17 protein-coding genes are annotated in these 20,820 nt (G+C 52.9%); 13 read left to right on the forward strand and 4 right to left on the reverse strand.

The genetic code is table 11. The annotated features are described in order from the left end of the window. From C5Y83_RS21225 to C5Y83_RS21265, 9 genes are all read left to right on the forward strand, one after another. Entirely contained in the window at positions 1-1,941 is a 1,941-nt protein-coding gene (locus tag C5Y83_RS21225) for a hypothetical protein (protein ID WP_105331730.1), read from the forward strand. Positions 1,942-2,315: 374 nt separating this feature from the next. After that, positions 2,316-3,287, forward strand: coding sequence for a PstS family phosphate ABC transporter substrate-binding protein (locus C5Y83_RS21230; RefSeq protein ID WP_105331731.1), 972 nt, complete (start codon positions 2,316-2,318; stop codon positions 3,285-3,287). Between the two features lie 195 nt (positions 3,288-3,482). Next, on the forward strand, positions 3,483-6,137 hold the full coding sequence (locus C5Y83_RS29635; protein ID WP_199195089.1) for an ABC transporter permease subunit: 2,655 nt from the start codon (positions 3,483-3,485) through the stop codon (positions 6,135-6,137). After that, a complete protein-coding gene (locus tag C5Y83_RS29880) occupies positions 6,134-8,626 on the forward strand; it encodes a phosphate ABC transporter permease PstA (protein WP_233207304.1) in 2,493 nt (830 codons plus the stop codon). The genes C5Y83_RS29635 and C5Y83_RS29880 overlap by 4 nt, the downstream gene beginning before the upstream one ends. A gap of 49 nt (positions 8,627-8,675) precedes the next feature. Then, positions 8,676-9,530, forward strand: coding sequence for a phosphate ABC transporter ATP-binding protein PstB (gene pstB / locus C5Y83_RS21245; RefSeq protein WP_105331732.1), 855 nt, complete (start codon positions 8,676-8,678; stop codon positions 9,528-9,530). 35 nt (positions 9,531-9,565) lie between these two features. Then, entirely contained in the window at positions 9,566-10,408 is an 843-nt protein-coding gene (locus C5Y83_RS21250) for a hypothetical protein (RefSeq protein WP_105331733.1), read from the forward strand. Positions 10,409-10,454: 46 nt separating this feature from the next. Next, complete coding sequence (phoU, locus tag C5Y83_RS21255) at positions 10,455-11,150, forward strand: phosphate signaling complex protein PhoU (RefSeq protein WP_158262439.1); 696 nt, start codon at positions 10,455-10,457, stop codon at positions 11,148-11,150. 87 nt (positions 11,151-11,237) lie between these two features. Further along, a complete protein-coding gene (locus C5Y83_RS21260; RefSeq protein ID WP_105331735.1) occupies positions 11,238-11,972 on the forward strand; it encodes a response regulator transcription factor in 735 nt (244 codons plus the stop codon). A 362-nt stretch (positions 11,973-12,334) separates the two neighbouring features. Next, positions 12,335-12,613: a hypothetical protein gene (locus tag C5Y83_RS21265; protein ID WP_105331736.1), complete on the forward strand. Its 279-nt coding sequence runs from the start codon at positions 12,335-12,337 to the stop codon at positions 12,611-12,613. Between the two features lie 97 nt (positions 12,614-12,710). On the opposite strand, the gene C5Y83_RS21270 is transcribed toward C5Y83_RS21265, so the two are convergent. Together C5Y83_RS21270 and C5Y83_RS21275 are read right to left on the reverse strand one after the other, a co-directional pair. Further along, positions 12,711-14,573, reverse strand: coding sequence for a sodium:solute symporter family protein (locus C5Y83_RS21270; RefSeq protein WP_105331737.1), 1,863 nt, complete (start codon positions 14,571-14,573; stop codon positions 12,711-12,713). A gap of 3 nt (positions 14,574-14,576) precedes the next feature. Then, positions 14,577-14,864, reverse strand: a complete 288-nt coding sequence (locus C5Y83_RS21275) for a DUF4212 domain-containing protein (RefSeq protein WP_105331738.1) — start codon at positions 14,862-14,864, stop codon at positions 14,577-14,579. 65 nt (positions 14,865-14,929) lie between these two features. Between C5Y83_RS21275 and C5Y83_RS30005 the strand changes: the two genes are divergently transcribed. Continuing rightward, entirely contained in the window at positions 14,930-15,061 is a 132-nt protein-coding gene (locus C5Y83_RS30005; RefSeq protein ID WP_261341467.1) for a hypothetical protein, read from the forward strand. Positions 15,062-15,441: 380 nt separating this feature from the next. Here C5Y83_RS30005 and C5Y83_RS21280 read toward each other — a convergent pair whose 3' ends face one another. Beyond that, positions 15,442-16,260 (reverse strand): formylmethanofuran dehydrogenase subunit C, encoded by an 819-nt coding sequence (locus C5Y83_RS21280; RefSeq protein WP_105331739.1) that lies wholly within the window; start codon positions 16,258-16,260, stop codon positions 15,442-15,444. A 67-nt stretch (positions 16,261-16,327) separates the two neighbouring features. Here C5Y83_RS21280 and C5Y83_RS21285 point away from each other — a divergent pair, with 67 nt between their 5' ends. Beyond that, the gene (locus C5Y83_RS21285; protein WP_105331740.1) at positions 16,328-16,963 is read left to right on the forward strand and encodes a molybdenum cofactor guanylyltransferase; all 636 of its coding nucleotides are present in this window, start codon (positions 16,328-16,330) and stop codon (positions 16,961-16,963) included. Between the two features lie 52 nt (positions 16,964-17,015). Further along, positions 17,016-17,525 carry a DinB family protein gene (locus C5Y83_RS21290; RefSeq protein ID WP_105331741.1) on the forward strand — a complete coding sequence of 170 codons (510 nt, stop codon included), beginning with the start codon at positions 17,016-17,018 and terminating at the stop codon, positions 17,523-17,525. Between the two features lie 8 nt (positions 17,526-17,533). Here the strand turns inward: C5Y83_RS21290 and C5Y83_RS21295 are convergent, their stop codons facing one another. Continuing rightward, positions 17,534-18,889: a DUF1593 domain-containing protein gene (locus C5Y83_RS21295; RefSeq protein ID WP_158262441.1), complete on the reverse strand. Its 1,356-nt coding sequence runs from the start codon at positions 18,887-18,889 to the stop codon at positions 17,534-17,536. 348 nt (positions 18,890-19,237) lie between these two features. Between C5Y83_RS21295 and C5Y83_RS21300 the strand changes: the two genes are divergently transcribed. After that, positions 19,238-20,716: an arylsulfatase gene (locus C5Y83_RS21300; RefSeq protein WP_105331743.1), complete on the forward strand. Its 1,479-nt coding sequence runs from the start codon at positions 19,238-19,240 to the stop codon at positions 20,714-20,716. Positions 20,717-20,820 lie beyond the last annotated feature (104 nt).

A 20,820-nucleotide genomic window follows, 5' to 3' on the forward strand; every position in this document is an offset into this window, starting at 1 on the left:
ATGCTTCGTTCTTCTTCTATTCGTTCCATCGTTTCGTTGATGCTCGGCATGCTCATAGTGGCGATCACAGCCATGGGATGTCGTCCGCAACCTGTCGGTAAACCTGTCGCCTCAAACACGACAGTTAATGCGCCCGTGACCGAAATGCCTGTTGATGAGGCGGTCGTAGACAAACTCAACGCGGAAACGTCCGCGGAGACTCCGTCCGAAGAGGGATCGCTCGAGGAGCCGAACTCGCCGAAAGAAGACGAGGCCGAGGAAGTCGCAACCGAAACAGCCGAGCCGACTGAGCCCGCGAAGCCTGAGGTTCCTCCCCAAAAGTTGATTGTCTTCACCACCCACGGACCGATTCGGGTTGATGTTCGCTTGTGGATCGACAATGAAGCGTTTGATCATGCGCTAGAATCGTTGGTTGACCACGTCATCGAAATCGCCGACACGAACAAGGATGGAACAGCGACCTGGGAAGAACTGGCCGATCAGCCCGACTTGAAGAGCGGCCAATTCGGCAATCTTTCCTTCGAGGACCCGAAGGAGCGAAAACGACTGATCAATCAGTACGATACTAATCGCAACGGTTGGGTGGATCGGAGTGAAGTTCCTCGCTTGGTCAGTCGCAATCGGGGCAATTCCGAGGCATTCTCGGTTCGGCAAACTTCTTATGCTGCGGAACGAAGTCGTGCGGATTCACCCCTGCGGCAGTTAGTCGACGAAAATGGAGATGGTACGATCCAGGCCAGCGAAATGGCCTCTGCTTCGCAGCGAGTTCGTTTGCATGATCTCGACGACGACGAGATCGTCACGCCGAGGGAACTGCTAACAGCGACCGGCATGAGCATGAACGATATGCAAGGTCGCACGAATGACCGCCGTCGTTTTTTCGGTAGTCAGGCGATGTTCACGCTCGACGACTCCACGCCGTGGGAAGAGGTGCTGTATGCGATACAGCAAAACTACGAACACGGGGGACCTATCAATCTGAATCGTTTTCCTCAGACCAACCTGTTGAATCAGATCGATTCGGATCGGGATGGTCGACTGGCTCGCGACGAATTGAAATCGATGCTCGAAACACCCGCGGAAATGGTTTTAGATGTTCGATTTGGCAAACGCGACGAAGGAGTCAAGAGTCTGACCCTGGTCAATGCAAGAGATTTAGGTGACGAGTCGCCGAATGGCACTCAATTGACTGACGACCAAGAGATTGCCGTGGATGTCGGCGGTGATTGGCTCGTCTTTCGGGCACGCGACAGTGTGGATAGCGCGTCGGCAAAACCGCAAGCTGAAAATTTATTACGGATTTACGATGGGAATCAGAATAACTATCTGGAGCCGGATGAAATTCCAGAGGGAGCGGAGCAAACATTGAATTTTGACTCCGCCGACAAAGATGACAACGATATGTTGTACGTTGAGGAAATCGAAGCCTATCTCTTGCAAAGGAATTGGATTCGCCGCTGTCAGATCCGCCTTCAAGGAATCGACGGCGATGATCCATTGCTGCGAGTGATTGATCCGAACGGTGACAAGCGGCTTTCGGCTCGCGAATTGAACTTTTTAGAGCAGCGTCTGGCATCCGTCGACGGTGATGATTCCAACGCAATCGAATTCGACGAAATCCCCGCGACGTTGATCTTCGAGTTCTTTCGAGGAGATCAAGATCAGACACCGCAACCTCTACAGTTTAATGCCATGAACATGACGTTGCCTGAAATGGATTCAGCGACGCCCGCCTGGTTTACTGGTATGGACTACAACGGCGACGGAGATATCAGTCGCCGCGAGTTCCTTGGTACGCAACGTCAGTTTGAAGAGTTGGATCAGGATCAGGATGGTTTTATTACGGTGGCCGAGATTGCTCCGCCGGGCGTGGCAGCTCAGGAGCAAGATGTTGAAGCGGACGACGCTTCCACCGAAGAAGGCTCTGATATCGAAAAGTAAGACGCTGCGATCAAAGTTGAAGCCGAGGACACTACCTTCTCGGATGCGACAACTTCTTAAACTCGCGTCTTTGCTCTGCATTCCCTCTCGTGGGGGAGGTGTTTGCGGCTTGGATATTAACGTTGTGTAAATATCTGGCCTCTCATGTCGTCGGGGCTTTTCTTTCAGAGGGCAATTCCTGAAGATGCTTTCTTGGTGAAAATGCCCTGTTTCTTCGAGTAGAGGCCGCCCTGAAGGGTAGGGATTCAGGCCGCTGAAAGTTTTTCGAGTGTTAGCAGTTTGTTAACATAGAATTCGCTTCCATGCGGGATGCTGGTTTCTTTCCCTGCTCATCGATATTCACGACAACTCCGTAACTGCAAGGACCAGATCCGATGTTCCGCAACCTCGTGTTTTCCCTCGCTGCCATTTCGGCGTGCCTCTTTCCCAATCTCGCATTCGCCCAGATTCAAGTCGATACGGATCTTCCGGTTTACCAACGTGTTTCCGGTGTTTCAGGCACGATCAAGAGTATCGGTTCCGACACGATGAACAACATGATGACCCTTTGGGCAGAGGGGTTCCAAGAGATCTATCCAAACGTTCAGATCGAAATCGAAGGCAAGGGATCGTCTACTGCGCCTCCGGCTTTGATTCAAGGGACGGCGACGTTTGGTCCGATGAGCCGTCCGATGAAGGCTAATGAAATCGATGATTTCGAGAAACGTTATGGTTACAAGCCGACTGCGATGGGCACGAGTATCGATATGTTGGCCGTCTATGTGAACAAAGACAATCCGATCAAGGGGCTTTCGTTACCACAAGTCGATGCTCTGTTTTCGACTAATCGCAAGGGTGGGGTCAAAGAAGATATCACTCGCTGGGGCCAGTTAGGCGTTGGTGGAGCCTTAGCTCAGTCACCAATCAGCCTTTACGGTCGTAACTCGGCATCCGGGACTTACGCTTTGTTCAAGGAAATTGCCCTGTTTGGTGGCGACTACAAGCCGACCGTTAAGGAACAGCCAGGTAGTTCTTCGGTCGTTCAGGGTGTCGCTACCGATAAGGCGGGAATTGGTTATAGTGGCATCGGCTACAAGACTTCCGACGTGCGAGCATTGCCTCTTTCGGTCAAAGGGGAAGACTACGTGGAGCCAACCGCCGACAATGCCGACGACTATCCTATGTCTCGTTTCCTGTATATCTACGTGAATTATCGCCCAGGTAGTGAACTCGATCCGCTTCGCCGTGAATTCCTTAAATACATCTTTAGTCAGCAAGGTCAGAAGGCCGTCGTAAAGGATGGTTACCTTCCGATCACTGCTGCTTCGGCAACCGCCCAGTTGGAAGCGGTTGGTATTAAGCAGTAATCGGGCGTAAAGGCCATTTCCAGCTTATACGACTTAGCACGCCCTCGCTGATTGAGCAGCGAGGGCCTTGCTCGTTTTGATGTCCCACCTGGCAGTCACTTCGGTACGCCAAGCTTAGAAATCGCAATTGTCTCCATGAGCGGCACCCAGCCAAGATTTACCGGAAGAAAACGAAGGCTCAAGACGCCCTGGAGCGTGCGATTTTCCGATGTCTTGTCAGAAGGGGTGATCACTGTGGGCGGTATCGGCACGATCGTGGCGGTATGCCTGGTGGCGCTTGTGTTGGTGATGGAAGTTGTGCCGCTATTTCGTAGTGCAACGGTGCGGATGCTTAGCGAGCGAGCCACACCTTGGCTGCCAGGTGAGATCGTTCATTTTGAATTGAACGAGTATCAGACAATGGGGTGGCTGCTTACGCGCGACGGGACTTTGCAATCCGTGCGTTTGACCTCTCCTAAAAGCGAAAGCCAAACCGCCGGTAGTCCTGTTCTCAGTGCTTCATTCGAAGTCGTCCAGGAATCGAAGCTGGTCACCGGTGCAGAAATAACGGCCGTATCAACTACCACAGGTAAGTCTGACATCGTTCTTGGGTTGGCCGACGGGAATGTGTGCACAGGCGACGTCCGCTTTGAAACCACCTTCATCGATCCGATCGAAATCAAGGATTGGTTTTCGCAGCAAGCCGGCGGTCTATCGGCTGCCAAACTGAAAAGCCCTGGCGATACGGCGATTTTCAAACAGGGTGTGGTTCAACTGACTTCCCAAGGCCAATATCGGGTTCAGCAGCTTGTTTGGACTCTGGACTATCCGATCGAAGTGAGCGACGCACCTATCGATCTTATTGACCATTTACCCGTGGATGGAAACGCAGGTGGGATCGGCGCTAAAGAGCGAGTATTCGTGGCGTTGAGCGGCGACAAGCAATTAAAACTGGGTGTCGTTTCTGAAAAAAAGAGTCTGCTTACCGGCAAGGTCAAACGGACCACCAAGATTCATGATTTGCCTAGCGCGGAAGGCTTAGGTGATCCCGCTTTCATCTTGATTTCGGGCTTGGGTAATAACGTACTTGCCGCCGATCGTGATGGTCATTTGGCTCGTTTCAGTATCCGTGATTACGACGACATTCAACTGGCAGAAGAAGTCGACTTGCTGCCTGATTCCGATGCGAAGCTCTCCAAGTGTGATTGGATTCTGGGGCGGGAAACGCTCTTCTGCGGTGACAGTCAAGGCAACTGTTCTGGCTGGTTTCAGATTCGTTTGGAAGATCGAAAGGACGATGCATTCGCGGATCGAGAAAGCACCGACGGATTCGTACTCGTTCAGGCTCACAAGTTTCCTACTGGACCAGCCGCGGTAACCGCGTTTGGTGCTTCTTCGCGAAGTCGAATGTTCCTGGTGGGTTACGAGTCAGGCTTATGTTCGCTCTTTCACATGACGACCGAAAAGCATGTCGCTGATATTCGTGTGTCTGATGACCAATCGATTCAGTTAGCACGGATCGCTCCACGAGATGATGGATTACTGCTGGAATCAGGCGGAGACATCGCGCATTATGCACTCTCTCCTGGATTCCCCGATATCACGCTGTCTTCTCTGTTCTTTCCCGTGTGGTACGAAGGATATGCTGAGCCGTTGAATATTTGGCAAAGCTCTTCGTCAAAGGTGGAGGACGAACTGAAGTTCTCATTATTTCCTTTGATTTCGGGAACCTTTAAAGCGACGTTCTACTCGATGTTGTTCGGCGCACCCTTAGCATTGCTGGCAGCGATCTATACCAGTGAGTTCGCGACACGGCGAACCCGCACTTTCGTCAAGCCGGCGGTCGAAATGATGGCCAGCCTGCCGAGCGTTGTGCTTGGTTTCGTCGCCGCTTTGGTGTTTGCACCTATCGTGGAGAACATCATTCCGGCCTGTTTGGCATCAATATTCATTGTCCCGTTCGTGGTTTTACTTGGGGGCTTTCTGTGGCAGATGCTGCCCCACAGCGTGTCGCTTCGTATTCAGCCGTTTCGCTTGGTCTTTCTGGTGCCGATGTTACTGGCAGGCATCTATTTCGCCTATTTGTTGGGGCCTGCCATCGAAGCGTGGCTCTTTCTGGGAAATATTAAATATTGGTTGGTGCATCCAGAAGAAGGTACGGGGCTTGGAGGCTGGTTATTGATTCTGCTGCCTGCTAGTGCGCTGGCGATGCTCGCCCTGGATGGATACGGCCTGGGAAGTTACTGGCGAAGCCGTGTCGCAAAGTTGCCACGCTCTGTCTTTGCGGTGATCAGCTTTGTGAAATTCTTAGCGTTGGCGGTATTAACGCTACTGTTGGCGGTCGTGGTTGGTAGCGTATTCGACTTCGCCGGATGGGATCCGCGGGGAAGTTATATCGGCGAGTACGATCAACGCAACTCGATGATCGTAGGCTTCGTCATGGGATTCGCGGTCATTCCGATTATCTACACAATTGCAGACGATGCGCTCTCGACGGTTCCCTCTCATTTGCGTTCTGCCTCATTGGGCTGTGGAGCTACCCCTTGGCAAACGACATTGCGAATTGTGATTCCTACGGCAATGAGCGGATTGTTCTCCGCGCTAATGATTGGCCTGGGACGAGTCACTGGTGAGACGATGATCGTTCTGATGGCTGGCGGCAATACGCCGATCGAAGACTGGAATCTTTTCAATGGGTTTCGCACCCTTAGCACGAATATCGCTATTGAACTACCAGAGGCCGTTCAAGGAAGTTCGCACTATCGCGTGCTGTTTTTGTCGGCGTTGGTGTTGTTCATGCTCACGTTCCTGATCAATACCGTAGCGGAAGTAGTACGACTTTACTTCCGGAGGCGTGCCGTTCAGCTATGAGCGAATCCTCTCAGCAAGCGGCCAGGAAGTACCGACGGGTTTCTCGACCTGGTCTTTCCGTGTTAGCTCAAGGAGAGCCAATAATCTGGCTTTCCGGCGGTGCATTAACGATGGGCTTGCTGATGATCTTCGGCCTTTTGGCTCTGATTATCTATCAAGGCATGGCAAGCTTTTGGCCTGGTCGGATCTATCGAGTGACGTTGAACAACGGTACGGTCCTAATGGGAGAGTTGATCGACGAGGAAGATTACACACTTGAAATTCCCGCATCGGAAGGAAAGCCAGAAGAAACCGAAGAGACCCATCGTTGGCAGTACCGAACTGACAACTTTGAATTCAACGGTTCACAAACTGGGACATACCAGTGGGTCACTCAGAACGAACTCTCTGAAGAAAAACCAACGTTACCGGAATGGGCCATGCTTTTCGAAAGGACCAAGCTGGGCCGATTTATCGGTACGCCCATCCGTTTCGAGATTTCGAAGCCTCGCCCGATTGCGGCGGAGGAAGAAGAACTAAGGAATATTGAACGTTTCTTCGCCGATGGTAAATTCCGCTTGGCCTCCCCATCCGATCAAGATGAAGCCGCGCAGGCGAAATGGGTGGCAACCTTGGCCAAGCTTGATGACGAACTGAAACAAATCACTGACAAGCTTAAAACAATTCAGGCTGAGAACTCCAATGCTTTTGTCGCGGAGGAAAGGCAAAGTGGAGAGAACATGCATGCCGTTATCGACGGCGGCGAACTTATTCCCTTAGCCGATCGAAAGCCTGGGCAGAATGTTATCGATATTCGCGAAGTTCTCGACGGATCGTCAGCGACCTACGCTGCCTATCGCAAGTATCACGCCACGGCCAGAGAACGTGTGTACGCGATCGATCGTATCGCGGAGTTCGAGGTCGGCGAAAGTAGTCGCCAGCAAGAGAAGGCCCGACTGAAACTTCGCGAGCAGGAACTTCAGCAAGATGTCTTCGTGGAAGGTTTAGCCAACGAAATCTATAACCTACGTGTGGAACAGAATGCCATCGAAGCCGAGAAGCAGCAAGATGCCCGATTGGTGCAAGCTGCCGAGCGGATCCTCGGCAAGGAATCGACAATGGCACAGCTGGGACCAGACGTAGTCGCGGCAATCAACGCGGAACGTGCCGCCAGCGAACAACGCATTCAAACGCGACTCGATGAGATCACGGAATTGCTCAATGAGGTTCCTGCATCGACTCGAGGTGCGGTCCGCGATTATGTGGAAGTCCGTTTTGAAGTCGATCATCAAATCGCGACTCTGCAAGAGCGAATTTCTCAAATCGAAGAGCGAAATAATCGCTATCGCATGTTTGCTGAGACCGCTCAGGGTGTTGAAGCGGAACTCAAACTAGGGGAAATCGTCCGAGCGTTTCCTGCCAATCAGCTCGATGGGTTGGAGCGGCTTCAAGTGTACTTCGATCGCTGGGGCGAATTTCTCATGGCTGATCCCCGAGAGGCCAATTCCGAAGGTGGCGTGTTTCCAGCGATTTGGGGGACTGTGGCGATGACTATGATCATGTCGCTAATCGTTGTCCCATTCGGCGTTCTGGCCGCTCTTTACTTACGGGAATACGCCAAGAGCGGACCAATTGTCAGTATCATTCGCATCAGCATTAATAACTTGGCTGGCGTGCCGAGTATTGTTTTTGGAGTATTTGGCTACGGATTTTTAATTCTTGTGGTTGGAGCTTACATCGACGGTGGCCCACCCAACGCGAACTTACCGACCATGCCCAGTACGTGGTGGTGGTTGACCGCCGCTGGTCTGGCAATCGTGGCGTTTGCGGCTTTCATGACAACGTCGTACTCGTTGGGTAGCCGCAAAGTACTGGCCAAAGTTCGTACGCAGCATCTTGGCACAATCAGTTTGCTGCTGTGGGTTGTGGCGACCGGTGCGTTCGTTGCCTTGATTGCATTCACACCAGACTTCAACGGTTTCTATCGCCCCGGTTTACCCAATCCGACTTTCGGCAAGGGGTGTTTGCTGTGGGCTAGTTTGACCTTGGCCTTATTGACACTTCCCGTCGTTATTGTGGCTACCGAGGAAGCTTTGGCGGCGGTTCCGAATTCCCTGCGGGAAGGTTCTTATGGTTGTGGAGCAAGCAAATGGCAGACGATTCGCCGAATTGTCCTGCCGCATGCACTGCCAGGGATCATGACCGGTATGATTCTGGCCATGGCACGTGGGGCAGGGGAGGTCGCACCATTAATGCTTGTCGGTGTATTGAAACTTGCTCCAGAGCTGCCGATAGATCTTCAAGCTCCCTTTGTGCATCTAGACCGAAGCTTCATGCACCTCGGATTTCATATATTCGATCTTGGTTTTCAAAGTCCCAACAGCGAGGCGGCGAAGCCAATGGTATTCACGACTACCTTGTTATTGATCGCTGTAATTGGAACGTTGAATATATTCGTGATCTGGCTCCGAGCTCGACTGCGAAAGCGTTTTCATTCGGGCCAGTTTTAGACGTACGCATCGTTCCTTGTTTTTGTTACCGCGTTAGCTAAGCAGCTTCATGAGTCAATCGCATCCAGGTTCTTCCGAAGTAAGTCGACTCGAATTGATCGCCCAGGGGCAAGACTTCGCCCCGGTGGTGCATGATTCCGTGTACCAGGAAGAGAAGGTGCTGGAGATTAAGAACTTCAATCTGTGGTATGGCGACAAGCAGGCGTTATTCAATATCAATATGCCGATTCCGCGAGGTCAGGTGACTGCATTGGTTGGTCCATCGGGCTGTGGTAAGTCGACGCTGCTTCGCTGCGTGAACCGGATGAACGACTTGATCGATACGGTACGAATTCACGGTGACATCTACCTCAACGATCAATCAATTTGCGATCCCGGTGTCGATGTGATCGAACTCCGCAAGCGGATGGGTATGGTCTTTCAGAAACCGAACCCATTCCCAATGAGCATCTTTGAAAACGTAGTCTATCCGTTGCGAATCGATGGTGAACGTAGCCGTAGCGTGCTGGAAGGAGTTTGCGAGCATAGCCTGAAAGGGGCCGCGATTTGGAGCGAGGTGAAGGATCGCCTGCACGAAAGCGGGCTGAGCCTGTCTGGCGGTCAGCAACAACGCTTGTGTATCGCGCGAGCGATTGCCAGTGAGCCGGAAGTATTGTTGTTGGACGAACCCTGTTCGGCACTCGATCCGATTGCCACCGGCAAGATCGAAGATTTGATTCGCGAGTTGCGTGGCGAGTACTCAATTCTGATCGTGACGCACAACATGCAACAAGCTTCGCGTATCAGCGATTACACCGCGTTCATGTACTTAGGTCGACTGGTGGAGTATGGTCCGACGGTCGACATGTTCACAAAGCCCAAGCTTTCCGAAACCAATGCCTATGTCACTGGGCGTTTCGGCTAACCCACTCCCTTGTCTAAATTGCGAAAAGGAAGCTGATGATGATGTTTCGAGCGCGACTGGAATTTGGAGTCCGCACGCTGCTACTCGTAGCCGCTTCGCTCCTTTGCTTACCCACTGCTTCGATGGCTGACGACGAGATTCGTACCGCGGATCATCAGAAGTACGCCGACGACTTCTGGGCTTTCCTGGGAGATCGCTATACGAAATGGGAAAAGCTCGACCAATTTCCCGCTGGCGTGCCAACCCCTGAGGCTGGCATCGAAGGAAATGTTTACGCAAACAAAGTCGCGATGAAGGATTCCTCGAAGTTTGACTACGGATCAATTCTGGTTGTCGAGCATATCCGTGACGGTAAGCCGTATGCCATATCGAGCTTGTATCGATCGCGACTCGACGTGAACAAGAAGAATGATGATTGGTACGAAGTGCTCTATTTGACCGACGGAAGCGTCGCCAAGACGTCAGGGGACAACGCGAAGTTCTCGCACGAGGGATTCGTGGCGAAACTGGTTGATGGTCGACTGTGGGTTTTGCCTGTCGACAGCCCAGCATTGGCCGAACTTCTCGAAGGGAACGCCCCCGAGAAGCACGTGACGTTGCCTGGGGCTGGTCCTGACCGGAAGACTTTGAAGTCCGATTCTCGTGAAACGGCCGCGGCTTACATGGTCGCTAGACCAGGGTTTGTCACCTATTGGGAAGATGGTCGAGCGTGGGTGTTTGAAGAGGGAACCGAGGCCGCGACTTCATTCAGCGAGAACGGAGTACCTGAGAAGCACGTAACGGTGATCGGTGCCGGGCCGATGCGAACCACGCTGAAAGCTCCCGATCGCGAGACGATCGATGCGTTTCTCGGTGTCTCACTCGAACCAAAGCACTAGCCTCGCGTTTACCACTCATTCTTTCAGGAATCGAAAGCCACGCAGAATGACGCAGCATTGGATTCGTCAGATCGAAGAAGTTCGTTCTCATCTCTTATCGATGGGAACAAATGCAGAGACTCAGGTCAGCGAAGCAACTCGAGCGTTGCAAGACTTAGATCGCGAGCGAGCTCTCGACGTTATTTCGGCGGATGATGAACTTGATGAGATGGACGTTTCCTTGGAAGAAGAGTGTTTGCATTCGATCGCCTTGTTTCAGCCGGTTGCCTCTGATCTGCGCTTGATCGTGGCGGCGATGTCGGTCGGCCACGAGCTAGAGCGGATTGGTGACCTAGCAGTGAACATTGCCGGTGGGGTTGTTCGACTCCGGGATGCGGGCAAGATGCCAGGGCAGATTGTCCTTCCATCTTGCTTGCAACAGGCGAATCAGATGGCAATGGAGATGCTGCGGAAGAGTCTTGATGCATTCATCGCGCAAGACACGACGGAATGTCGCGAGTTGATCTATCAAGATCGCGAACTCGATCGGCTTCATCGAGCGATCTTCCAATGGCTCAAGGAAGGAATTCAAAAAGATCCGAATGACCTCGATTGGATGATCGAGATCACTGGCGTCTCAAAGCATATCGAACGGATTGCCGATCACGTTACCAATATTGCCGAAATAGTAATTTATTGGGTCGAAGGTGAGATCGTTCGTCATCGCCAGGTGATTTCCCCAACGCAGAAACCTGAAGAATGATTGTCCTGAGAAAGCCAAGCCAAAGAACATTGCAATTCGCCTTTTGCCCGTTGTCGGTCTGTTTCGATCTAACGAGAAAGCAGGCCGGTGGCTCAGCGTAGTATCCTCATCATCGAATCCGCGCGCGGGCCGTTACAGGCCGTCGCCCAGAATCTGCAGCAGACCGGATGTCAGGTCTACTCTGCGCAAGATTCCCGTGATGGTTTGCAAAAGGCGATGGAGTTCGTACCGGACGTCGTTGTCTTATCGCGGGAATTGAACGATGACGATGCGCTCGATTTGTGTCGCTCGATCATGCGAAACGTCGGCGGAGAGACGGCGCCTGCGATTCTTATTGCACCAACTGGCGCGGATCTGTCTGGTATCGATGATCCTTCACATGACTCGCGACTCGCCGAATCATTGGCCTTGGATCTGCTGGCCCAGTGCGTCAAAACGTTGACCTTCCGAGCCCGACAGACGCATGATTCGCAATCAGTGCTCGAATGTCATGGCGTGCGACTGGATCCTCGCTTCGCAGTTGCGGAAATGGATGGCGTACGTCTTGAACTAACGCCGACAGAGTTTCGCTTGTTACAAGCACTGCTATCACGCCCAGGCCATGTCCTGACTCGTAATGAGCTGGAAAGAGCAACCGGACCGCATGGCAAGGCGAATCCATCGGAAAGCGCGTCGGAGTCTGCCAGTCGGACGCGGCGGATCGACGTTCATATCAAATCGATCCGGAGCAAGCTGAATCATAAAAGTGTGTTGATCGAAACCGTCCGCAGTGTTGGTTATCGCTTTCGTGAGCCCGCTTGGAACATAAACTCTACTCGTTAAATGATTTGCGCGACCATACTCCATTCGTGGAGGGGGGGTGGGCGAAGCCACTTGGGTGCGTGTTAATCTACGCAACGGCTACTTGCGGATTAGTAAACCGTTAAGGTATCGTGAATCGCTCGTGGCGTTCCTTGCCGACTTTCTTAACATGAAGACAATCTAAGTCGCCAAGGAAGTCGTGCTAGCAACTACGGTCCGAAATCGAATCGGGCCGGAACGGATTCAACAATCCAATGGAGAGCGCGACGGAGTAACGTGCAAATCAGGGTGTCATCGAGGACCCCTCGACATGGAACGGATTTCCTTCCCGTAATGATTTTCTATCGCAATGGACGATAGAGGATGGAAGGAAGAGTGAAATCATGGTCGGTTTAAAAGCGAATCGCGGTTTGAACGAAAAGACTCTTTGGGAACGACGTGAGCTTCTGCGAAGCCAAGCGAACGTTCATTTTATTGAGCCGGAACAATTTTGTTCCCTGGCGGTATCTTGCCGTAGGATCACCCGAGCGGATGAGTCGGCCGCTGGATTGAAGGGACTCTACAGCGAAGTAGAAGACGCGTTCTACTATGTCGAAGAAGAGCAGCTCGATCGCTATCGCGAAGGACTCTGCGCACCTGCGACTTCGTTGGAGCTCGTTTAAAAGACGCGAGTTCGCGGCTCTCTTGTCGCCCGCGAAAGCCATGACATAGACGAATCGATGCCAGCGCGGGAGCCGACATCGATTCGTTCAAGGTTCATTACGGATTGTCCGCCTCGGCATCCGTTTCATCAAAGTGAGCTTCTGGTGCGTGCGAACCGCGGGGAATACGCACGCTTTCGACCAAATCTTGTACATCCTCTGGTGGCGCACTGGTCAGTCGACTGATAACCAACGCGACAGCAAAATTCAAGATTAAACCGACCGCACCAGCGGCTTCCGGGCGAAGGCCATCTGGCATCCAGCTGCTACCGGCGAGCCATGGCGTCATCAGCGGCTCTGCGGTTCCGAGGATCTTGTCCGACCGGCAGGCGACGATATAGACCGCAGTGAACAGCACGCCGATGATCATTCCGGCAGTTGCTCCTTCGCGGTTCATCCGTTTATCGAAGATTCCCAGGAAGATAATCGGGAAGAAGCTGGCCGCCGCAAGACCAAACGCAAAGGCAACAACCTGTCCGATAAACCCAGGCGGATTGATGCCAAAATAGCCAGCAACAATGATCGCGCCAATAATCATGATCCGGGCAATAAACAGTCGTCGTGGTTCAGAGGCTTCCGGTTCGACAAAGTGGACGTAAAGGTCGTGTGCCATCGAACTGGAAATCACGAGAAGCAAACCAGCAGCCGTGCTTAATGCAGCGGCCAGACCGCCGGTTGCCACGATCGCGATCACCCAGGGAGAAAGCTTGGCAATCTCAGGTGTAGCCAAGACGAGAATGTCCTTATCGATCGTGACTTCCTCGAAGTTGCCGTCGACATTCTTCAGCGATAGGATGCCATCTTTGTTCTTATCATCGATCTTGATGAGGTCTGTTTTTTGCCAGTTGGATACCCACTGCACAACCTGCTCTTTTCCCTCAGCATTCACTTGATAGATCGGGTAATAGTCGACGCCCGTATCTTCGTCCCTGACCATCTCACCGATGTGCGCACCGTTGAGTGTTTCCAAAATCGAGTAACGAGCAAACATCGCCAGCACAGGGGCTGATGTGTAAAGCAGCGCGATAAACAGCAATGCCCAGAATGCGCTATAACGAGCCGCACGAACATTCGCCACCGTATAGAAACGCACAATCACGTGCGGTAGCCCTGCCGTGCCAGTCATTAGAGCCAACATGATGAGAAGTACATTCATCATGTCGTAGTTGGTGAAGGGTTGGGTATAGGCAGCAAACCCCAGGTCTTCTTGGACCTTGTTGACCTTCTCGGCCACGTCGCCCGTTGCAAATCCAACTTGCGGAATTGGATTGTCCGTCAGCATGTACGAAAGAGCGATCGTTGGAATCAGGAACGCCGCGATCAGAACGAAGAACTGCACGACCTGAGTCCACGTGATCCCTTTCATCCCGCCGAGTACTGCGAAGACGCCGACGATGAACATACCGATGATCACGCCTTGCCAGGTTTCTACTTCCAGGAACCGAGCAAACACGATCCCTACGCCGCGCATTTGACCGGCGACGTAGGTAATGGAAATAAAGACCGCGCAGATGGCGGCGACGATACGAGCGGTTTCGCTGTAGTAACGTTTCGCTACGAAGTCAGGAACCGTGTACTGACCGAATTTGCGGAGATACGGCGCCAACAACATCGCCAACAACACGTAACCACCGGTCCATCCCAATAGATAGAAAGAACCATCCGAGCCCAGGCCACTGATTAAGCCGGCCATGCTGATGAACGAAGCAGCGCTCATCCAGTCGGCGGCAGTCGCGGCACCGTTGGCAATTGCCGGTACGCCCTGACCGGCAACGTAGAATTCGCCCGATTCCTGTGCACGGCTGGCCCAGCCGATGTACAGATAGATCATGAAGGTGATGATGACGAACAAGAAGGTCCAGGCTTGGGTCGAAGTGAATGCCAACCCCAGCAACGGCAAAGTGATTTCTAAGAATTCCATGGACTACTCCTTCACGTCATGTTTGCGATCGAGATAGTCCATCACCAGGGCGTAGACCAGAATCAGTATCAGGAAGACGTACATCGACCCTTGCTGGGCAAACCAGAAGCCGAGCGGGAGGTTGCCGATCTTGTACTGATTGAGCCACTCAATCCAGAGAACCGAGCAGCCAAATGAGACGAACGCCCAGATGAAAAGCAGAATTCCGATCACAATCAGATTCTGCCGCCAGTAGGCAACTTTGGGCTCGGGGCGCGCAGAGGAAGGGTCGCGCGGAGGCGTGGAGGACATGCAGGATTTCCAAGGGGCTTTTTTCGAAAAAAATAGAAAAGTTGCCGCTAGGAAAATCAATTCCGATGCGTCTGTCAACTAGACAGACCGAAGTTATCCCTGAGAAGGGAGCTCAAAAAGAAGGGGGTGAAGAGCTGCAAGTCGAGAACGATCCGGGGAAAGCGTCTGCTTTGGTGTCCTTTCCCGATACAATCTGAGTTGCAGCTAGTTCCGCTCCATGGTCACTTGACCAATCATTGCCCAGGTGGCGACAAATGCGACGCCTAACCAAGCGTGGAGTAATTCGACAGGCATTGCTACGGTCCCAGCATTCTGTGGTTTCGCGTGCCCATCCATGAGAAACTTCACCCATCCGTGGCTAGGAAAAGTTATCGACCAGCAACGCCACGATTTTTCTAAGTTTCTTCCTGCTCCGGTTTTAAAGGATTAAACCGTACGCGTGGCCCGGCCCGAGAAGACGGCAGGTCCGCTAGGTTTTACCCGGACGATTTCCCCCGTGGACGATTCTAACGGTCAGTCAGATTGTCCTGGGGCGAATGAGGGACGAGCAGCAGTGACATCCCAATGAAGGGGACGATCACACCGGAATCAAGATCTCGCCGCGTCCCATTTGCGCCAGGTCGCCGTGGAAAAGATCGTACAACGGTTGCTTGAACAAGTGTGCGACTTCAGGGACTTCCTGGCGGGCGAACTCTTTGGCTAAAAGTGGCAACATAATTGGGCGGAAGCGACAAGCGTGCGCAAAACCAGCCAGAAGATCGCTTTGATAGTTGCCGTTGAGCACGATCGTGCCGCGTCGCATCGAGAGCCCAGCCGACGCACCAGCCTTACCGCCGACGACGATCGTCCCTGCAAGCATTTCATAACCGGCATAGTTGCCGCAATCGTTGGTGACGGTGAGTGTCCCACGCCGCATCCGGTGGCCCAACTCGTTACCGGCCGAACCCAATATGAACACGCTTCCGCCAGACATGCCTCGCTTCTCGCCTGGTAGGGGGGCACCGACTCGATCGCCGACGTTTCCCAGCACTTTTACAAAGCCACCTTTCATGGACTCTGCAAGGTTGTTACCGACGTGGCCATGAATGTACAGCGAACCACCTCGCATCGCCTGGCCGGCATGATGTCCGACTTTACCTTGGATGAAAAGTTTACCCTCTTCCATGCCAGCCCCGATGTTGTCGACTTTAGAGAGGTCGCCAATAAGCCGCAGCATCCCCGCGCTGCGTTCATCTTCCAGGACAATCTCGAACAGTTGGCCCAGTTCAACCTGGCGATTCCCTTCCCATACTGTGACACGGGCGACTTCGTCCGCGGTCATTCCCAGCAGACGCGTTGGCAAGACACCTCGAAGATCGAGTCCAACCGTGATATCGTGAACGAGTCGCAGCTTCATAGTAAATCTGAAAACTTGGGCAGTGAGGGCAGCGTTCTAATATAACGGACGAGATCGCACACGGCATATGGCTACGGTCCCCATTACAAATCGCGCGGCGTTGATTATCTGTGGGGGTGAAAGCCGCCGGATGGGTCGTGCGAAACCCCATCTTCCATTTGGTGATGAAACGATGCTGGCTCGCGTCGTGCGGATTGTTTCGCCCGCCGTGGAGGAAGTCGTTCTGTTAACCGCGAAGACGCAGGAACTTCCAGATCTTCCTTATGCCTACACCGAACTGCCAGACCGAGTCGAGCAACAAGGCCCTGCCGCAGCACTGTACGAAGGCTTGAAGTGTGTCGCCGGTTGGGCCAACGCGGTCGTCGTACTAGGATGCGATTTGCCCTTGGTTAATGAAGCAACCATCGAGTTTTTGTTCGAGAAGTTACAAAATTATGAAGCCGTGATCCCTCGCCATGAGGGACTTCCCCAGCCACTGGCCGCAGTTTACTCGATGCAGGCCCTCGAAAAGCTAGAGAATGTCCTTTATTCAGGTAACCAGCGATTATTGTCGTGCATCGAACCCCTGGACACTTTCTGGGTTGATCCGCGCGAACTCGCGCTCGTTGACGCACGTCTGGGAATATTGCACAACGTCAACACGCCAGATGCGTATCGCGAAGCACTCGCGATCGCGGGCCTATCTCATCCACTTGAGGAATGAGACGGCCAATTGTGTTTAGGCAACCACCACCATCAATCAGGATAAGAATCGAATGGCTGACGCAGCTCAGTGGGAACTAACCAAGCAACGGATCGCCTTCACCGATAAGATGTTTCGCGACTTCATTGACGGTTTGGAACCAGAATTGTGGTTCCGCATGCCGAACGAAGGTGTCACGCACATTGCCTGGCAAGTCGGTCACGTTACGTTGGCGAACTATGGACTGGGAATGCTGCGAATTCGCGGCAAGAAAGCGGAAGACGCTTCACTCGTTCCTGAAAGTTATTCCGAACTATTCGGACGAGGTAGCACGCCGTCGGCCGATCAATCAATTCATCCATCGGTCGAACGAATGATCGAGATCTATAAGAAGGTTAATGATCATCTTCTAACCGAGTTGGAAACCTATACGCTCGAGCAACTCGACGAGCCAAGCTTGCCGGAACACCCTCTGTTCAAGACGAAGTTCGATACGCTCATTTTCCTGCCCTATCACGTGATGATGCACTTCGGTCAGATGGGGCTACTGCGTCGTCTTTCAGGCAAGCCACCACTACGCTAAGGTCGGGCCTACTCAATCGTGATAACAATACGGCGATACGAGGTCAGCTTCGGATCGCCGTTGTCTTCAACCGTGAGAATCACGTGAATCTCGTCCCCTGGTTCCCCTTGTGGGATCACCTTAGCGGCGGCCGAAGTCTCGATGATCGCTTTGCTGCTACTTGCTGTGTGATCGACTTGCCAATTGTATGTCAAGTCGTCTCCGTCTGGATCGATGCTGCCGGCATGCGAAAGTTCGACCGGTTGGTTCGACTTGCTGGAAATCGTGACGACCTCTTGCCCCGCGATACCAATGCAAGTGATTTTCGGAGGGTGATTGGCTTCCTCTTTTGATCTCACGCACCAATCTGCCCGTGCGGCAAAATCATTCTGAAAAGCAGGACGCCAGCGAGCAACCGTCCAGCGGGCTGATAACCTTCCGTCGTGTTTGTCCAGCGCATCGCGGTAGATGCCTTGTTTGTCTTTCGCGAAGCGACCACCCCAGCCACCCCATTCCGGATGCTCTGGAATGTTCAGACCGTTGGGAAGAAAGAAGAACCACGAGGGTGTATCCCCTTCTTTCATCACGCCATGCGGATTAGGCGAGGTCCAGGTCTTCATGGGAAAGAGAGCACCAAGAGGGCCGTGCTTTTGATGGATGTGACGCTCAATCCACTGACGAGACGTTAGATCGACGTCTCCTTCGAGATACATGCCCCGAAATGCCGCATCTAGTCGATTTCCATTGCTCGACTTGTTGAGGACGTAGAACAGGCCAGGGTGCTGCGTCATCATCCAATCGAAGATTCGATCCTGATCGGCAATATCATAAACGCGAATGCGATTGAGGAAGGCTTGGTAATCGGCTTCGCTGCGATCGTTCTTGACGCGATAGAGGGCCTGAGCAAGATCGGTTTGACCTCCCCAGATTGCGATATTTAGCGGTCGCTCGTCCAGACGATCGGCGGCCTTTATGATCCAGCGCGATCCTTCGGTATCGTGCCCTTCGCCAACGGCCGGCTTACCACGTCGCGGATTACCTGATTTGACGAGCTTATGAAGTCGGTCTGCCGTTGGATAGCCATCGGCGTGTTGCGCGAGATTTTCTCGGACCTTGCCGTAGGCATCGATCATCTCGTGAATTAGGTCAGGTCGGGTGATCGCTTGTTTGAGCTCGCCCGGAGTTCCGGAGGCAGAGGCAACCAAACCCTCCATTTCAAATTCGTTGGCGTAAAGCAGGAGCCGCACCATTGACTGCTGATCGTCTGGGTCACCCCCGATATCCGTGGTTATCAACAAGCGGGGTTTCGCAGCATCACAGAAAGTGCCTCCACCAAGGACGACACTCCATATCACGGCGACGATCAACACAAGCGTATTACGCATCTCGATAATTCTCATCCACTCTAGCATTGGCGTTCCCACGTGGGCCTGTTCCTATTTTATTCAATGCCATCAGGAGGAACGCGAGAAATTCCGAATCCATAGGACCGGTTCAGCTCACTCTCCCTAGGAGGTCGCGATACCCCTTATGGATCGATAGAAAGTGACGAAAATGGCTTGCGGCTGATCGAGAATTGAGTAATCCTATAAATACTCTGTATTTCGCGAGATATCTCATGGGCGGCGACGCAGGGAATGGCTTTTCGTTGACGCTGCTACATCGACCTCGCATACTGAATCGTCCTTCGTTCAATCAACCAGAGCGTCCCCGTTCTGCTGGAGTCCCGCCGAATGTCCTTGTCCACCGCTTCTGTCCGTTTACTTCTCGGATTTTGGTTCGCAGTATGTCTGCTGATCTTCACCGCCCCTGCATTGGCTGACGAAGCCAAGCGTCCGCCAAACATCGTCTTCATTCTGGCAGACGATCTCGGCTATTCCGAGTTGGGATCGTACGGGCAGGAGAAGATTCACACGCCCAATCTCGACAAGTTGGCTCAAGAGGGGATGCGGTTCACGGACTTCTATTGTGGAAACGCCGTCTGTGCCCCGTCGCGTTGCGTGTTTATGACGGGGAAGCATGGTGGCCATGCCTACGTCCGGGACAACGGCGACCCAGGAGAAATGTTGCCGGAAACGAAGGCACTAGGAGCTGAATTCCCAGGCCAGAATCCGATTCCGGCCGAGGAAGTGACCATCGCGGAAGTGCTGAAGCAGAAAGGCTATGCGACCGCTGCGATTGGTAAGTGGGGCTTGGGACACTTCGGTTCGACGGGCGATCCCAACAAGCAAGGCTTCGATCTTTTTTACGGTTTCAACTGTCAGCGTCACGCCCACAACCATTATCCCAATTACCTGTGGCGGAATCGCGAAAAAGAAGTTCAGCCAGGAAACGATCGGACCCTCAAGGGCGAGACCTACTCGCAGTCGCAATTTCGTGACGTGGCGATTGAGTTCATTGAAGAGAACGCCGAAAAGCCGTTCTTCCTTTACCTTCCGTTTGCAGTTCCGCATCTTTCGATTCAGGTGCCCGACGAAGATCTGGAAGAATATGCTGACATGAAGGAAGACGATTACGAGCACCATGGTTACTTGAAGCACCCGAAACCGCACGCCGGCTACGCAGCGATGATCAGCCACATGGACCGAGACATCGGCATGATCCTGGATACGATCAAAGCCAAAGGATTGGAAGACAACACGGTGGTGCTCTTCAGTTCGGACAACGGGCCAACCTACGATCGCCTCGGTGGAAGTGATTCCGACTTCTTCGTCTCCTCTGCCAATTTCAAAGGTCTGAAAGGAAGCCTGTACGAAGGTGGTATCCGTGTGCCGCTGATCGTGCGTTGGCCAGGCAAAGTGAAACCAGGCAGCGTATCGGATCATCCAGCCGCGTTCTACGACTTGATGCCAACCTTCGCTCAGATCGCTGGTGTGAAAACCCCAGAAGGAATCGACGGAATTAGTCTCGTGCCGGAACTGTTGGGGCAAGACCAGCCAGAACATGACTACTTGTATTGGGAGTTCCGAGCATACGGCGGTCAACAAGCGGTTCGTATGGGGGATTGGAAAGCGATCCGCCAAAACATGATGAGACCACGTCAGCCCAACGCGGGCAAATTGGAGCTTTACAACCTGAAAGACGATCCTAGTGAATCGAAGGACGTTGCAGGTGAGCATCCTGAAATCGTCGCCAAGGCAGAAGCCGCCATGAAAAAGGCTCACACGCCCTCGAAGCTGTTTCCAATTCCGATGTTAGGTGATCCGAAGTAAGGCGATTTGCAGACGTTTATGACGTCGCGGTTGACAATCTTGTGATCCCCTCGAGACCAGGGGATCACCCTATAAAGGAAACGCAGCTGATCGTAGCTTTAGTA

This window comes from Blastopirellula marina (assembly GCF_002967765.1).
Lineage (GTDB): Bacteria > Planctomycetota > Planctomycetia > Pirellulales > Pirellulaceae > Bremerella > Bremerella marina_A.

Bases quoted from the DNA above. Each gene is read 5' to 3' on its own strand.
- C5Y83_RS21225 (WP_105331730.1), top strand. From the start codon at position 1: ATGCTTCGTTCTTCTTCTATTCGTTCCATCGTTTCGTTGATGCTCGGC.
- C5Y83_RS21230 (WP_105331731.1), top strand. From the start codon at position 2,316: ATGTTCCGCAACCTCGTGTTTTCCCTCGCTGCCATTTCGGCGTGCCTC.
- C5Y83_RS29880 (WP_233207304.1), top strand. From the start codon at position 6,134: ATGAGCGAATCCTCTCAGCAAGCGGCCAGGAAGTACCGACGGGTTTCT.
- pstB (WP_105331732.1), top strand. From the start codon at position 8,676: ATGAGTCAATCGCATCCAGGTTCTTCCGAAGTAAGTCGACTCGAATTG.
- C5Y83_RS21250 (WP_105331733.1), top strand. From the start codon at position 9,566: ATGATGATGTTTCGAGCGCGACTGGAATTTGGAGTCCGCACGCTGCTA.
- phoU (WP_158262439.1), top strand. From the start codon at position 10,455: ATGACGCAGCATTGGATTCGTCAGATCGAAGAAGTTCGTTCTCATCTC.
- C5Y83_RS21265 (WP_105331736.1), top strand. From the start codon at position 12,335: ATGGTCGGTTTAAAAGCGAATCGCGGTTTGAACGAAAAGACTCTTTGG.
- C5Y83_RS21270 (WP_105331737.1), bottom strand. From the start codon at position 14,573: ATGGAATTCTTAGAAATCACTTTGCCGTTGCTGGGGTTGGCATTCACT.
- C5Y83_RS21275 (WP_105331738.1), bottom strand. From the start codon at position 14,864: ATGTCCTCCACGCCTCCGCGCGACCCTTCCTCTGCGCGCCCCGAGCCC.
- C5Y83_RS30005 (WP_261341467.1), top strand. From the start codon at position 14,930: ATGCGTCTGTCAACTAGACAGACCGAAGTTATCCCTGAGAAGGGAGCT.
- C5Y83_RS21280 (WP_105331739.1), bottom strand. From the start codon at position 16,260: ATGAAGCTGCGACTCGTTCACGATATCACGGTTGGACTCGATCTTCGA.
- C5Y83_RS21285 (WP_105331740.1), top strand. From the start codon at position 16,328: ATGGCTACGGTCCCCATTACAAATCGCGCGGCGTTGATTATCTGTGGG.
- C5Y83_RS21290 (WP_105331741.1), top strand. From the start codon at position 17,016: ATGGCTGACGCAGCTCAGTGGGAACTAACCAAGCAACGGATCGCCTTC.
- C5Y83_RS21295 (WP_158262441.1), bottom strand. From the start codon at position 18,889: ATGCGTAATACGCTTGTGTTGATCGTCGCCGTGATATGGAGTGTCGTC.
- C5Y83_RS21300 (WP_105331743.1), top strand. From the start codon at position 19,238: ATGTCCTTGTCCACCGCTTCTGTCCGTTTACTTCTCGGATTTTGGTTC.